The organism is Nitrospirota bacterium (assembly GCA_004296885.1).
GTDB lineage: Bacteria > Nitrospirota > Nitrospiria > Nitrospirales > Nitrospiraceae > SYGV01.
The window spans coordinates 1-14,854 of sequence record SCVN01000020.1; the positions used below are offsets into that span (position 1 = coordinate 1).

The window sequence follows — 14,854 nt, forward strand, 5'->3', positions numbered from 1 at the left end:
CCGAAGGAATGCTTGATCCGCATCACGAAGGCGGAAGACGGCGGCATCGGGGCGCGCGGTCCATGGGAGCCGGTGCGCACGGGCTTTACCCCGGCGCAGGAGAACGAGTTCATGATCAAGTGGCTCAAGGGCGAGCACATCAAGATCAAGGTGTAACCCGAGCGCCCACTCGTTCGCGCATGGCGATTAACCGATTGCAATTGGAGGAGTACAACAATGCCGGAAGTCTATAACTGGCAACTGGGACGGAAGATGCTGTATCCCTACGAGGAGCGGCATCCGAAGTGGCAGTTCGCCTTCGTGTTCAACATCAACCGGTGCTTGGCGTGCCAGACCTGTTCGATGGCCGACAAGTCCACCTGGCTCTTCAGCAAGGGCCAGGAATACATGTGGTGGAACAACGTGGAGACCAAGCCCTACGGCGGGTATCCCCAGTTCTACGACGTGAAGATCACGCAGTTGATCGAGCAAGTGAACCCGGGCGGCCAGGTGTGGAACGTGCGGGTCGGCCGCAAGCACCATGCGCCGTATGGGGTGTTTGAAGGGATGACCATTTTCGACGCCGGGGCCAAGATCGGCCAGGCGGCGATCGGCTACATCCCCACGGACCAGGAGTGGCGGTTCGTGAACATCTACGAGGACACGGCCACGTCGATGCGCGCCATCGTGGAAGGCGTCGACAAGACCGGGTTCTCGCGCGATGAACCGTGGAAGTTGCAGGGCAGCAGCCTGCCGGAGCATGAGACGTTCTTCTTCTATCTCCAGCGGATCTGCAACCACTGCACCTATCCGGGCTGTCTGGCCGCCTGTCCGCGCAAGGCCATCTACAAGCGGCCGGAGGACGGGATCGTGCTGATCGACCAGAACCGGTGCCGCGGGTACAAGAAGTGCGTCGAGCAGTGCCCGTTCAAGAAGCCGATGTATCGGGGCACGACGCGCGTCAGCGAGAAGTGCATCGCCTGCTACCCGCGCATCGAGGGCAAGGACCCGCTGACCGGCGGCGAGCCCATGGAGACGCGGTGTATGTCGGCCTGCGTGGGCAAGATCCGCATGCAGTCGCTGGTGCGGATCGGCGAGGACGGCCTCTGGGCCGAAGATCGCTGGCATCCCCTGTACTTCGCCATCCGGGTGGAGCAGGTGGCGCTGCCCTTGTACCCGCAATGGGGCACCGAGCCCAACGGGTATTACATTCCGCCGCGGTGGGCGCCGCGGGGCTATGCCCGGCAGATGTTCGGCCCGGGCGTGGACAACGCCATCGAGAAGTTCCTGGTGCCGAGCCGGGAGCTGTTGGCGGTGTTCCAGCTGTGGCGCGCCAGCCAGCAGATCATCTTCCGGTACGACGTGATTCCGGGCCCGAAGGTGTTCGAAACCCAGATCCACGGGAAGCGGTTCGAGATGTACAACGATACCGTGCTGGGCTTCAACAAGTCGGGGAAGGAAGTCGCCCGTATCCAGGTCGAAGAGCCGATCTACATTCGGCCGGCCGAGCGCGTGAACTGGCTGTAATCCTACGCCAGGTCGCGAGGACGTGAGTCACGGAGGGGCGTCGCACCGGCACAGGCGGCGTCCCTCCGGCTCGCTGAGGAGGGGGCGGGAGGCCTCCCCGCCCCTTACCTCGTCCCTTCCCACATCATCCTGATACACAGCCGTTCCGCTCCCTCGGGACGAGAGTAAGGTGGTGTCTATCCCTTCACCCATCCGCCTCAGGCTGCCAGGCTGGCGGCGCATCGTGATCAGCTTGCTGGTGATCGGCTTGGGGCTGTTGAGCGCCCAGGCCTTGCAGCGGATCGACCAGGATCTGCGGGTTATATACACCGAGTACACGCTGGCGGCCACGGACTTGGCTCATGTCCTGGCCGATGTCATGCGCTATCGGACGACCATCATCCGGGCCCTGGAAGCTCCCAGCCAGCGGGATTTTGAGCGCCTCACCGTGTCGCTTCCGGATCAACGGGTTCGCATTCTGTCCGCGGTGGACCGTTTCGCCGCCGCTGGTTTACGCGTGTCGCACGGCGGGCGCAGCGAAAGCCAGGATGTCCAGGCCGTGCGGGTCAGCCTCGATGCCTATTTTTCCGCTGCCGATCAGACCTTGCGGCTGCTCCGCCAGGTTTGGCGCGCCGACTCCCCGCAAGAGGCGGCCAAACTGCGCAATGAGGCCGAACGGCATGCGGCCGACAATGCCGGCGCGAAGTTGGTTGAAGTGACACTGGCGTTGGATCGTCTTCTGGAGACCGTGGCCGATGTGGGAAAAGATTTGCGCGGAGAGGGGATGGGCATGGTTCGAATGACCAGCCTGGCCCTTCTGATCGGAAGTTTTCTGGTCGCCACGCTGAATCTGCTGATGAATAGGCCGCAGACGAATCTGATTCCTGTCCAGGCCACTCCGTTCGGTCCATCAACGAATCTGGCTTCTGCCGGGATGGGTACGGGCACGGGCACCCACAGCCTGCTGCCGGATGTGCGCGTCCCAGAACCTCCTCAAAGAGAAAAAGAAGAACAATCCTCGTCAGGCTCAGCGACTGCTTAACCTCCAGCGGTACCGGCCGCGCCTTCTGTCGTTATTCTGTTGTTATAGTGGGGGCGGTCGGGTCATTCCCAATTTTTTCAGCCGAGACAATGGGGGTTGACAGAGAAAGTCGACTTGAGTATCTTTGGGCCTTCTCGCGAGCCTCGAGAGGCGCGCGCTTGGTGTATCTGGGTCAATCCGGAGATCCTTTCCACAACCTGCCAGAGTATTTCTATATGTAACCGTCAGGGTCATTCATCAGTCGTATTCTAGTAAGGAGGCCGGTCCATGTACCATTCCACATTCTCACTGCACAGTTTTGTTCGCACGCTCGGCTTGATGGCCGGCGGCGCCCTTCTGTGGCTGCCGCTGTCCGCCTCGGCTGAGTCCGCCTCGTCCCACGAGGGGCACGCCACCGTCCAGCAGACCGCCATGTCGCACCAGACGCCGGCCTGGGCCGAAAAGCTCAAGGGCCAGACCATCGTGGAAGACACGATGTCGGGGCGCGCGGAGCGGTCCGCACAGGTTGAGCAGCAGCATCAGCGGATCATGGACCATATGAACCAGGATCCGCAGGTGCAGGGCGTCAACACGGGCATGTTCAACACCACGTCCATGCTGCACCAGTATGGAGCCGGCGGCCAGGACCTGCTGCTGGTGTCGGATCCCCGTGTGGAACCGGTGTCGATGAATGCGGGCGGCAAGTGCCCCGCCAGCGCGCCGGTGAAATCCTACGACGTCTCGGCGATCAACGTCGAGATCACCCTGAACCAGTGGCTGGATTTCTATCCCGGCTACATGTATGCGCTGACCGAGAACCTCGACAAAGTGCGCGAAGAAGAGGCCAAGAACAAGGCGGCGCGCGAGAAGGAAGGGTGGGATCCTGGTGCGGTGCTTCCCGGCATCCAGGCCCAGTGGATCCAGCCCCTCGTGATCCGCGGCAACCAGGGCGACTGCGTCAAGATCACCTTGCAGAACAAGCTGGAGGGCGGCGAGGAAGTCAGCCTCCATATCCACGGGTCCAGCACGGTCATCAGCGCCACCGGCAAGCCGGCGACAACGACCAACCCGGACACGGCCGTGGCGAAAGACAAGAGCGTGGAGATGGAGTGGTACATCCACCCCAGCACGCAGGAGGGTGGTCGCCAGTTCCATACCTACAGCAACGATCGGGAACTGACCGTGATGGGCCTGTTCGGGGTCTTCGTGGTTGAGCCGAAGGGCTCCGAATACCTGGAGCCGCTCGGCACCGGCGATCCGACTCCCGCCCGGAGCGGCTGGCAGGTAATCATCAAGAACGGCAGCGGTCCGGACTTCCGCGAGTTCGCGCTGATCTATCATGAGGTGGGAGACGAGGCGTTCCGTCCGGTGAACAAGAAGGGCGACTTCCTCCCGCAGCGCGACCCGCTGACCGACGCTTACCGTCCGGGAGGCCGTGCGATCAACTATCGCAGCGAGCCGTTCGGCATCAACAACATGCACGTGCAGCACGAGTACTTCGGGTTCGAGGACGAGTCGATGGGCTACAGCTCCTATACCTTCGGCGATCCGTCCCCGACGATTCCCCGGTCCTACATGGGCGATCCGGCCAAGTTCCGCCTGGTTCACGGCGGGTCCGAGGTGTTCCACTCGCACCATCCCCATGGGGGCACCATCCGCTGGCCGCGCAGCCCGCGGGCCATCGACGACATGAACCTCTGGGCCACGGCCACCAACGGACCGGTGAAGTATCCGGTCATCCGGCACAAGACGGACCGGGTGGACGTGGAAGTGATCGGGCCGTCCGAGGCGCTGGACCTGGAGACCGAGTGCGGCTCCGGGCTCTGTCAGCAGTTGGCAGGCGACTTCCTGTTCCACTGCCACGTGGCGCACCACTATGTGGCCGGCATGTGGGGCTACTGGCGCGTGTACAACACGATGCAGGTGGGCGAGTACCGGAACGACACGATGCCGGACCTGCGCGAGCTGCCGGATCGCAAGGGCCGGATGAAACTCCCGGTCACGTCCGATCAGCTGGTCGGCAAGACCGTGGACTGGTTCGGCAAGACCTTCAAGATCGTCGAGAAGGGCAAGAGCGATTGGAAGTCCAACCCGGCCGTGATCACCATCAAGGACTGGGTCGAGATGCAATTGCCCCCGCGAGGGAAGCCCGGCCACAAGGACGACGAGAAGGGCCAGATCGTGTCCTACGATGCGACCGTGTTGGATTGGACCTGGGAAGGCAATCGTGCGTTGAGCGAGAAGGAAAGCACGATCGACAATCCCAAGTACAAGTCCAGCCATCCCGGCAAGCGGCATCCGATCACGTTCGAGCCGACGACCGGAAAGGTCGCCTGGCCGCATCTGACGCCGCACTTCGGGAAGCGCGTGATGTTCTCGCCGAATCACGTGGGGGCCCCCTGGCTGGAGATGATCCGTCGGGATGCCAACGGTGAGGAGAGCACGGAGCAGGCTGCGCCGGGCGAGAACGGGGTCTGGAGCCTCTGTCCGGAGAACGCGGGCCGGAAGAACTACAACGTGCACTTCATCAAGTTGCCGATCAAGATCGCCAAAGCGCAGGGCAAGGAGCCGGCGGTGGTCGATCCCAACGGCTTGATCTATGTGCTCCATGAGGAAGAAGAAGCGATTCGCAAGAACGATGACCTCAAGTATCCGTTGGTCGTCCGCGGCAACATCTATGATTGCGTGGATTGGACGTTGACCAGCGAGTGGGACGATGACGACTACACGAACTTCCAGTCGTCCAAGATCAACACCCACTGGCACTTCCTGCAGTTCGACAACCAGGCGTCGGACGGCGTGATCACCGGCTTCTCCTATGAACAGTCGGTGCGTCCGTTTACGATGCTGGAGAAAAAGAACAAGAAGGGGCTGCCCCCGCCGATGAACACGGTGCTGACCGCGGCGGCCAAGAAGGGCGCGACCAGCCTGTCGGTCAAGAACGCGGCCCAGTATCATGTGGGAACCGACATTTTGGTCGGGGCTGATAATGTGAAGGGGAACGAAGTTTCCCGGATCAAGGCGATCAGCGGCAACACGATCACCCTGACCAAGGGTCTGCGGAACGATCACCCGGCGAACGACATTGTGACGGTCGAGTTCGTCCGGCAACGGTTCTGGGTGGATGCGGACGTGGGGACGGTGTTCTGGCACGACCACGCGTTCGGCGCCACGACCTGGCCGCACGGCGGGTTCGGGACATTCATCGCCGAGCCGGTCGGTTCGACCTACCATGACCCGAAGACCGGCAAGCTGATCCGGAGCGGCCCGATCGCGGACATCCGGACCGTCGAACCGGTGGGCTACGGCGTGAACGGCAGCTTCCGGGAGTTGATGGTGCAAGTGCACGATACGGTGCCGCACACGGTGAACATCGTGACCGCGGGGAATCCGCCAGGCCAGCCGATCGAGGTGGCGCTGGAAGCGGGCAAGACCGTGTCGTTCATGATGCCGGAGAAGATCTACATGACGCCGATGCCGTTCCTGAACGGCGGCACGCACACGACCGGAAGCGGCTTGAACTTCAGGGCCAGCCCGATCGCGCAGCGGTTGGCGACCAATCCCGAATCGTCGCAGATTTTCAACAGCGCCATCCACGGCGATCCCTATACCCCGTTGTTGCGGGCGTATACGGGGGACACGATGGTGTTCCGGCTGTTGCATACCCTCATGAACGAGACGATGACCTGGACCCTCTCCGGCCATACGTTCTTGTCGGAGCGGTATGCGGGCGATGCCAACAGGAAGTATTCGATGCATATCGGGATCGCCGAACGGTACGACCTGGTGGTGCCGCAGGCCGGCGGCCCGCGGCTGCAGGCCGGCGATTACATCCACTTCAACGGCCGGTCCTCCAAGTTCTCCGAGGGCGGCTGGGGCATCGTGCGTGTGTATGACAAGGAACAGCAGGACCTGCAGAGGTTGCCGGCCGGCTATTCGGGCCGGAACGAGATCCCGGCGGCGAAGCCGGTCTGCCCGGCCGATGCGCCGGTGAAGAGCTTCAACGTCGTGGCCATGGACTATCCGTCCATGAAGTTCAACCCGAATGCGCCCGAGGCGATCGAGGTGGACTTCGAACGGAAGATCCAGATCTCGAATCCCGACGCCAAGATCTACGCGTTGGAAGAGGACGTTACAAAGGTGGCGGGGGGCATGCAACCCATGCCGTTGACCATCCGCGCGAACGTCGGCGACTGTATCAAGGTGAACCTGAAGAACAACATGAAGGCGAGCCGTGCGTCCTTCTCGGCCATCGGCTTGGCCTTCGACCCGAAGGATTCCCTCGGGGCCAACGTGGGGAACAACGCCGGAGATCAGACGATCGCGGCGGGCGAGAGCCGGACCTACACCTACTATGCCGATCCTTTCCTGGGAGAGGCGACCTCGATTGTGTGGGACTGGGGCAATGTGATGGTGAACCCGCGCAACGGGCTGTTTGGCGCGGTAGTCATCGGGCCGAAGGGGTCCAAGTACCGCGATCCCAAGACCGGCGCCGATATTACGACCAAGAACAGCTGGGCAGCCGACGTGATCGTGGACCGCACGATTCCCGGCAACGAAACCCGGCACAACTACCGGGACGTGGCGCTGTTCTTCCAGGATGAGGACAACATCATCGGCACCAGCTTCATGCCCTATGTGCAGAACGTGGCCGGCTTGACCGGCGTCAATTACCGGTCCGAGCCGTACAAGTATCGTGAAGAACAGGGCTGTTCGTTGGGCAAGGTCTTCCAGCCGTGCAAGGTGGACAAACCCGAGGATCCCGTGACGCCCATTATCCAGGCGCACGCGGGCGACCCGGTTCGGATTCACATCTTGGGCGCCAATAACGAACAGAACGGGATGTTTAGCGTCGAAAAGCATGAGTGGCCGATCGAGCCCTTCATGCGCGGGGCCGACCAGATCAGTGTGGTCGAGTTCTCCGGCTCGGAAGCGATCGATGCCTACATCCCATCGGCCGGCGGGCCTGCCCGGATGGCCGGTGATTATGTGTACAGCAACCAGCGGCTGCCGTACTCGCAGTCCGGTCAGTGGGGTTACCTGCGGGTACTCCCGTTCGGCGACCAACGGATCCTTCCGTTGGCTGGTGCGGCGGCGGGCGTGAAGAGCGCGCAGCAGGAAGAGCCGGCCCAGGCGCAGGCCATTCCCGTGGCGGCGAAGTAACTCGGCCCCACGCGCTCGTTTGGACAGTTGAGCCTGAGGGGGAGCCGATGAGGCTCCCCCTTTTTTTTGTCCGACTCTTCGGTTAGGATGAGCCACCTGTCCGTCAATCATTCAGTCATACGGAGGCAGGATGAATCGGTTTGCGATCACACTGTGCTTCGCGCTGTTCCTGGCATCGCCGGTCTTGGCGTATGACGTCGTCGAGGTCAAAGAGGGAGGGACGGTTGCGGGCCGGGTGACGTTGGATGGGCGGGTCCCGGCCCCCAAGGGCTACAATCTCGTCATCTATCCTGACCCCCAGTATTGCGGCCGGATTTCGAACGGGAATGGCTGGCGTCTGCTCTATGATTTCTCGGTGGATGGTGCGCACGGGCTGAAAGACACCGTCGTCATGCTCGAAGGGATTTCAGCCGGGAAGGCATTCGATGTTTCGGTGCCCCATGTCGAGGCGCGGGATTGTCGATTCATGCCCTTTGTGACGGTTGTGCGTGACGGTCATGCCGTCGAAGTCGTGAATATGGATCCGGTCATGCACGATGTCCAGGCCTACGAAAACTCGCCGCTCCAGGGTGCGCGTGTTCTGTTCAACCAGCCCTTGCCGATGAATTTCCATCACAAGCGCGGGGACTTGCACGCGTCGCACCAGCACGAACTAGGCAAGTCCCTGCTGGGTCCCATCTACCTCAGCAAAGGGCGGCGGATGTTCGTCATGCAGTGTGGATTCCATCCCTACATGGAAAGTTGGGCCGTCGCCATCGACAATCCTTACTATGCCATCACCGACACGTCCGGTTCGTTCACATTGACTGACGTTCCGCCCGGTACGTACCGGCTTGTGGCCTGGCATCCCCAGGCAGGCCTCATGTCCGCTCAACTGGTGATGGTGGAGCCGAACGGGATCGTGAACGCGTCCTTGTTCATGAAGGCCCCCGTCGGTCGCCGTACGGCGCATGAAGTGGTCGAAAACCCTCGCTTCGGCCCGGGCGTACTCGGTTATCCGCTCGACATTATCCCTCTCGTGGAGCGTCAGCAGTAAGATTGATGGCGAACCACGGTCCGACTTCCCCACGTTTCTTTCAGCCCGCCCTGCCGCTGCTCCTGATGCTGCTTCCGATATTTTCCACCGGCTCGGCTCTGGCGACGGGTGAGAAGCCATCAGGTTCGATCAAGGAAGCCCACGCGGCTTATGAACAACGGCACTATGATCGGGTACTGACCTTGGTCGAGCCCTTCATTCAAGATGGAGGGCAAGGACTCGACGCGCTTCGGCTCAAGGCCAGGAGCCTGGTTCATCTTGGCCGGCCGGTGGATGCGCTGCCTGTCTACGATCAGGTCGCCGCCAAGTTGGGCAAAGATGACATGGTGCTGCTCCACGATGTGGCCTTCGGATTTATCGTGGTCGTGCTCAAGGACATGCGGGAGCAGATGCGCGGGGCCGGCTATTCCGCACTGAAGGAAGTGCCATCCGACGAGACCATTCCTTATTTTCTCGACGGACTCAGCGACGGATCGGGACTGGTGCGTGCGCTGGCGGCAGAGGGATTGGGGCGGCTGAAGCCGGGAGCCCATACGGCGAGGCTTAAGAAAGCCCTGGAGGATCAGGCCGCGATCGTACGGGTGGCGGTGTTGAAATCTTTGGGCCGGTCGCGAGACCGGTCTCAAATTCCTGTTGTGGAGCCGTCGCTCAAGGACGAGCAGGTGACGGTCCGTATTGCCGCTTCTGGCGCCCTCGTCATGCTCGGGCGGGCCGAAGCTTGGGCCCAGGTGCGCGAGGCGGCGGAGGCGCAAAACCCGGAGGATCGTGCGGCTGCGCTTCGGATGTTGGGTGACTTGGAAGATCGGCGTGCGCTGCCGTTGTTGCAACAAGCCTTGACCCATGCTCAGCCTTCGGTGCGGGGGGCGGCAGCCACGGCTTTGGGAAGCTTGAAGGATCCGGCGGCAGGGCCGGCTCTGGTCAAGGCGCTTCGCGATTCGATTCCAGGAGTACGGACTTCCGTGGCGGTCAGTCTGGGAGAGGTGGCAGCTTCTGAATCAGTTGCTGCGCTAAAGGAATCGCTACTGGATCCGAACCCGGCCGTCCGGGCCGCATCGGTCTCCGCGCTACTGCACCTCGGGACTCCCTTTACGGAGGTCGTTGATACGGTCATGACCCTGATCCGCAACACAGATCCGGGCATCAGGGCCTCAGCTGGCAGAGCCCTTTCCCAGGCTCACGGAAAAGACCGTGCGGAGGCGGTAGAAGTCTTGCAATTATTGCTGGAGGACCCCCTCCCGAGGCCTCGGATTGCTGCGGCGAGAAGCCTTGGCCACCTTGCAAGTCCTGAGTTTAGGCAAGAGCAACTACGCGAAACGATTGCGATATTGAAGAATGGCCTCAAGGACAAAGACGAGGCGGTTCGGGCTACGGTCGGAGGAGCCCTCATCCGGGTGATCGGCCTAGCTGAACAGGCTCAGCCTGCCATAGGACGGTAACCAGGGAAAATCGCAGGTTGGCGCTTGACAGGCTCTTGCCCGGTGGGCTATACATGGTCGTTCGAAAGCCTCAAGGATGACCCTCCAGCACGGTCCGTATTGCCAATGGCTACCCCGGCGTGGCTTGAGGATGGTCGTTCCACCCATTGCTAACGGTCATGCAGTCAAGGGTGTGCGGTAGTTCCAAGGGACTCATTCGAACGTCGCGGTTAACCGGTATCGGTCTGATCTTACGGTTTTACTCACAAGGAGGCGGTGACATGAAGAAGGGTGTAATGACGGTTGTGTTTGGTCTGGTGGCTGCGGCCCTCGTGGCGGCGCCGCTCACCTCGTACGCCGGCGGGACGGTGACCGGCAAGGTGACCTTTGCTGGCAAGAGTGATTCCAAGGAATTCTCCTTCGCGAAGTTCCCCAACCCCAAGTTCTGTCCGAAGATTCCGAAGAAGGAGCTTTCCCAGGGGGATAAGCGCATCCTCAATTCCATCGAGGTCGGTAAGGATGGCGGCCTGAAGGCAGCGGTGGTGGCCATCTCCGACATCGAAGACAAGGCGTTCATGGATGGCTACAAGGGCACCGATGTGGTGGCCGAGTTCTGCGAATTTCAGCCCTACACGGGTGTGGTTGTGAAGCAGAAGAACTTCCATGTCGAGAACCACGATTCGGACCCGGATGATCCCAAGTCCGTGAAGGGCGTGCTGCACAATCCGCACTCCTTCGAGGTGATGGGTTCCAGCTCGACGACGATCTTCAACATCGGTCTGGCCGAGAAGGGTTCCAAGCTGGACAAGCCGGCGGTGCTGCGCAAGGACAAGCAGGGGTCCATGATGCGGCTCCAATGCGACCAGCATGAATTCATGCAGTCCTTCTTCCTGCCGGTCTCCAATCCCTTCTACGCGGTGGTGCATGATGACGGCAGCTTCGAGATCAAGGACGTGCCGGCCGGCAAGCACAAGATCGTGGCCTGGCATCCGTTCGCGGGCCGCGTCGAAGCCGACGTGGATGTGCCGGAGGGCGGCAAGGTCGAGGCCAAGCTCCAGGTCAAGAAGTAAGGTTTCGAATCGTTCATTCTTCGTTGCCTTCGAAACGGGCGGCAGCCAGCAAGGCTGCCGCCCGTTTTGTTTGCGGTGGGTGATGGCTCTGCAACCTCACCGGATGCCTATTTCCTCCGTTTCCCCCGCCTTGCCTTTCTGTGACTGAACTGGGTAAGATTGACCGTTTTTCAACCGAATGGCGCGGAGATCGCCGCTAAAGCGAGGCCTTGTGCGTCGGGAATTGTCGCTCGCCGAAATTTTCCAGATCGGTTACTACTGGGAGACAAAGATCCTTCTGACCGCGGTCAGGCTGGATGTGTTCTCGATATTAGGAGAAAAAGAACGGACCTTGCCCGAGGTTGCGGCGCAGATCGGGGCGGACCCCCGAGCCTTGGAACTGCTGCTCAACGCTTTGGTGGCGATGAAGGTGCTGACCAAGGAGGGCATTCGCTTTGCCAATACTAATACGGCGCGTACTCACCTGGTGAAGAGTCGGCCCAACTACATCGGCCACTTGCTGTTGTTGCACGATGCCGAGTGGAACAACTGGGGGAAACTGGACGAAACGATCAAGACCGGCCGTTCGCCGGTCAGCCAGCATGTGTTCGAAACCAACCCGGAACTGGGGGCCAATGTGCTGTCCGTCTTGGACCGGATTGGGCAGCAGAGCGGGCCAGGTTTGGCCAAGCGTCTGGGGTTGGATGGGGCGAAGACCTTGCTGGACCTGGGTGGGGGCGCCGGCACCAATGCCATTGCTTTCTGCGCCGTGTACCCGCAGATGAGGGCGGTTGTCTTCGATTTGCCCCAGACCTTGCAGGTCGCTGAGCGGGCGATCAAAGAGGCAGGCTTGGAGGGACGCATCAGTTTGCAGCCCGGCAATTTCAACGCAGACCCTCTTGGCGGTCCCTACGATGCCATTCTGATGTCCGATATTCTGCACTATCAGGGCCCCGAAGCTAATGAAGCCCTCGTCAGGAAGGCCTTCTCGCATTTATCGGCAGGAAGTAAGCTGATCATCAAGGATCGTTTCCTGGAGGAGTCGCGGACCGGCCCGGCCTGGGTTACGGCCTTTGCCGTCCATATTCTGGTGAATACGGAGCGTGGCCGCTGTTACACGGCGGCTGAGGCGGCGGGCTGGATGGAGAGGGCTGGGTTCGCATCGGTCGTCGAGTTGGAGCGTACTGCGGTGGTACAGGGGACAAAATCGTAAGGCGTGAAACGTGAAGCGACGGGTGAACGACGAGTGACGGGATATGCGCGACAAGGAGAGTTATGCTCGAATGGCTGAAGCAGCCCGGTTTTTTCGGGACCCATGCGACCTTGGGCGCGGACATCAGCCAGCTCATGGCGACCCTCTTCACCGGCCTCTTCATCATCGGGTGGGTGCAGGCCCGGCGGCGGCAGGCCGATGCACACCATTGGCTGATGCTGGGGGGGATGGTGACGATGCTGGTATTCTTCACGAACTACTATCTCTTTCGGCAACTCGGCGTGCTGGCCGTGGAGGGGAAGGAAGGGTTCGGCGGCTCGCAAGATCTCTATGACCACGTGTTCATTCCACTGCTGACCTTGCACATTCTCCTTGTCATTATCGGTTTGGTGATGGCCGTGTACATGATTGTTCTGGGGTTCCGCGCGCAAGCGTTTGACCAGGGGAAGCGCATGCTCGGAAACGTCACCTTGCTAACGTCGTGGGGCAAGATCGGCAAGATTTTCGGCGGCATCACGGCGGTGATTCTGCTCCTGTTTGCTTCCCGTGTCGCTAGCGCCGGCTTTTCTTCGCGCAAGCTGATGGTGTATCTGGGTCTGTTATTGCTGATTGCGATCGTGTTCTCCGTAGAGATCACGATTCAACGAATCTGGCCGAACGCGGAGCGGCGTCATCGGGTACTCGGACGGTTCACGATGATCATCTATTGTGTCCTGTTCGTGACCGGCAGCGTGACCTATACGATGCTGTATATCCTCTATCCAGGGAAAATCGGATAATCCCATGCTGGTCTGTGGCTGCGGGCGTTGGATGCATACGCAAGGGGTGGATGAGGCATTCGCTGACGAGCCGCATTGCGCCTGGCTCGTCCGATCCGAGTGTCTGGGCTGCGGGCTCTCCGTGGGGTGCGAGGGAACGCCGGACGAAACCCTGGCTCTGGTGGATCGTCTGGTGTGGAGCGACGACGCGCGCCATGAGCTGGACCGGATGCCTCCCTATGTGGCTCCGTTGGTCAAACAAGAGGTCGAGGCCTATGTCCGGTCCAAGGGGCAGAAGGTCGTCACGATGGACTTGATGGCCCAGGCCAGGCAGGGAGGGGCGGTCGCTTGGGAGCCGGAGGCGGAACAGCGGTTGGTCAATGTGCCTGGGCCGGTGCGGGCCATGGCCAGACTGGAGTTGGAGCGCACCGCGGTTGAGCGCGGCCTCGCCCAGGTGACGGTGGCGCTGATGGAAGAAGTGAAAGCCCGGTACTTCGGGATGGCGGCGTCGAAATGATGAACGCAGAATGCTGAGCGATGAACGGCAGAGCGAAGAGGAAATATGAGATGGTCTCAACTCTCCGTTCATCACTCAGCATTCTGCGTTCAGCGTTGAGGAAGTGATGTTGCACCGCTTGACGTTGCGGGTGCTGCCGCGGTTGACCTTGGCAGTGACCGAGGAGCAAGTTCGCAAGCGCAAGCGCCTGGTGATGTTTGTGCCGGGCCTCGTGGCCTTTGCCGTCTATCGTCTGGTCAAGCGTGCGGACCCGCTCTCCGATCCGTTGTTCTTGCTCCTGTTGAGCGGCGTGATCTCGGCGGCGACGGCCCTCTGGGCCTACAAGGTTGGCCGCGGGACCGGGCTCGCGATTCTGTGGAGGGAGGACGGGGGCAGGCTGCTCGGCTGGTTGACGGGCTGGATCGGCTTCCTCTATGGGGCGCAACTCTCGTTGATGGTGCTGGCTTTGTTGAAGATCCTCGTCGGGTACGACTATCTGCTCCATCCTGACGGGCCGGCCATGATGGCCATTATCATCGCCTGCACCTCGGTGGCGAGAGATGCTTTCGAGATCGGGCATGTGCGACGGTTGCAGCGCGATGGTCAATCGGTTCTGACGTTTCCCGATGGAACGGCTTTGCGCGCGCTGATTCGGGAGCAACCGGGGGCCGTGGCTTGGTGGACGCTCCTGGCGGGAGGCGCAGGGGGACTGCTAGCAGCCGTAGTGTCCGGGCTGAGCGAGACGGGTTCCACCCTGCTGGCGCAGTTTCTGGCGACCAGTCTGCTGGCCGGCTCTGTTGCACTGCCCGCCTATCTGTCGGGCCAGCAACGGCCGGGCGGGTGGGTGGCGGCCTTCGGCTCGCTGGGTTGGCCTGAGCTCTTCCGCTTCTGGTGGTGGCCGGGCTTGGCTTTTGCCGCGACCTATTACCTGGTGTTGGCCGGGGCGGTGGCGTTTCTGCTGCGGCCGGAGCATATGACCGGCTCGGTCCACGGGCTGATCGGTTTGCTGGTGACAGGAATCATGGCTCTTTATGGCTATTATCTTGGGTACCGGCGTGCCTTGGAGGATCGTATTCATCAGCAGGTGCCCACTTCCCTGTTGCGTTGTCCGTTTGTCTTTGGCATTCTGTCAAAAACGAGGACGGCACCGACTGACGGGACGGTTCCGCCGGTCGGGGTTGCCCTCGGGGGAAGCGGGAGGCAGAGCTAATAAGTGCA

At 61.3% G+C, this 14,854-nt stretch carries 10 protein-coding genes; all 10 read left to right on the forward strand.

What is annotated here, in order from left to right; translation table 11 throughout:
- Positions 1–216 precede the first annotated feature (216 nt).
- The 10 genes from EPO61_12220 (at position 217) to EPO61_12265 (ending at position 14,846) form a co-directional block, all read left to right on the forward strand.
- Positions 217–1,506 carry a nitrate oxidoreductase subunit beta gene (locus EPO61_12220; protein ID TAJ07635.1) on the forward strand — a complete coding sequence of 430 codons (1,290 nt, stop codon included), beginning with the start codon at positions 217–219 and terminating at the stop codon, positions 1,504–1,506.
- Between the two features lie 172 nt (positions 1,507–1,678).
- Positions 1,679–2,527, forward strand: coding sequence for a hypothetical protein (locus EPO61_12225; GenBank protein ID TAJ07636.1), 849 nt, complete (start codon positions 1,679–1,681; stop codon positions 2,525–2,527).
- Positions 2,528–2,794: 267 nt separating this feature from the next.
- Positions 2,795–7,669 carry a hypothetical protein gene (locus EPO61_12230; protein ID TAJ07637.1) on the forward strand — a complete coding sequence of 1,625 codons (4,875 nt, stop codon included), beginning with the start codon at positions 2,795–2,797 and terminating at the stop codon, positions 7,667–7,669.
- A gap of 130 nt (positions 7,670–7,799) precedes the next feature.
- Positions 7,800–8,705: a carboxypeptidase regulatory-like domain-containing protein gene (locus EPO61_12235; protein ID TAJ07638.1), complete on the forward strand. Its 906-nt coding sequence runs from the start codon at positions 7,800–7,802 to the stop codon at positions 8,703–8,705.
- A 5-nt stretch (positions 8,706–8,710) separates the two neighbouring features.
- Positions 8,711–10,141 (forward strand): hypothetical protein, encoded by a 1,431-nt coding sequence (locus EPO61_12240; protein TAJ07639.1) that lies wholly within the window; start codon positions 8,711–8,713, stop codon positions 10,139–10,141.
- Between the two features lie 260 nt (positions 10,142–10,401).
- Positions 10,402–11,190 (forward strand): hypothetical protein, encoded by a 789-nt coding sequence (locus tag EPO61_12245; GenBank protein TAJ07640.1) that lies wholly within the window; start codon positions 10,402–10,404, stop codon positions 11,188–11,190.
- A 178-nt stretch (positions 11,191–11,368) separates the two neighbouring features.
- Positions 11,369–12,382 carry a methyltransferase domain-containing protein gene (locus EPO61_12250; GenBank protein ID TAJ07641.1) on the forward strand — a complete coding sequence of 338 codons (1,014 nt, stop codon included), beginning with the start codon at positions 11,369–11,371 and terminating at the stop codon, positions 12,380–12,382.
- A gap of 62 nt (positions 12,383–12,444) precedes the next feature.
- Positions 12,445–13,161, forward strand: coding sequence for a DUF420 domain-containing protein (locus EPO61_12255; GenBank protein TAJ07642.1), 717 nt, complete (start codon positions 12,445–12,447; stop codon positions 13,159–13,161).
- 4 nt (positions 13,162–13,165) lie between these two features.
- The gene (locus EPO61_12260) at positions 13,166–13,657 is read left to right on the forward strand and encodes a hypothetical protein (protein TAJ07643.1); all 492 of its coding nucleotides are present in this window, start codon (positions 13,166–13,168) and stop codon (positions 13,655–13,657) included.
- 106 nt (positions 13,658–13,763) lie between these two features.
- Positions 13,764–14,846, forward strand: a complete 1,083-nt coding sequence (locus EPO61_12265; protein TAJ07644.1) for a hypothetical protein — start codon at positions 13,764–13,766, stop codon at positions 14,844–14,846.
- Positions 14,847–14,854: the final 8 nt, after the last annotated feature.

Coding starts and splice junctions, on each gene's coding strand:
- EPO61_12220 (TAJ07635.1), top strand. CDS start 217: ATGCCGGAAGTCTATAACTGGCAACTGGGACGGAAGATGCTGTATCCC.
- EPO61_12230 (TAJ07637.1), top strand. CDS start 2,795: ATGTACCATTCCACATTCTCACTGCACAGTTTTGTTCGCACGCTCGGC.
- EPO61_12235 (TAJ07638.1), top strand. CDS start 7,800: ATGAATCGGTTTGCGATCACACTGTGCTTCGCGCTGTTCCTGGCATCG.
- EPO61_12240 (TAJ07639.1), top strand. CDS start 8,711: ATGGCGAACCACGGTCCGACTTCCCCACGTTTCTTTCAGCCCGCCCTG.
- EPO61_12245 (TAJ07640.1), top strand. CDS start 10,402: ATGAAGAAGGGTGTAATGACGGTTGTGTTTGGTCTGGTGGCTGCGGCC.
- EPO61_12250 (TAJ07641.1), top strand. CDS start 11,369: ATGGCGCGGAGATCGCCGCTAAAGCGAGGCCTTGTGCGTCGGGAATTG.
- EPO61_12255 (TAJ07642.1), top strand. CDS start 12,445: ATGCTCGAATGGCTGAAGCAGCCCGGTTTTTTCGGGACCCATGCGACC.
- EPO61_12260 (TAJ07643.1), top strand. CDS start 13,166: ATGCTGGTCTGTGGCTGCGGGCGTTGGATGCATACGCAAGGGGTGGAT.
- EPO61_12265 (TAJ07644.1), top strand. CDS start 13,764: ATGTTGCACCGCTTGACGTTGCGGGTGCTGCCGCGGTTGACCTTGGCA.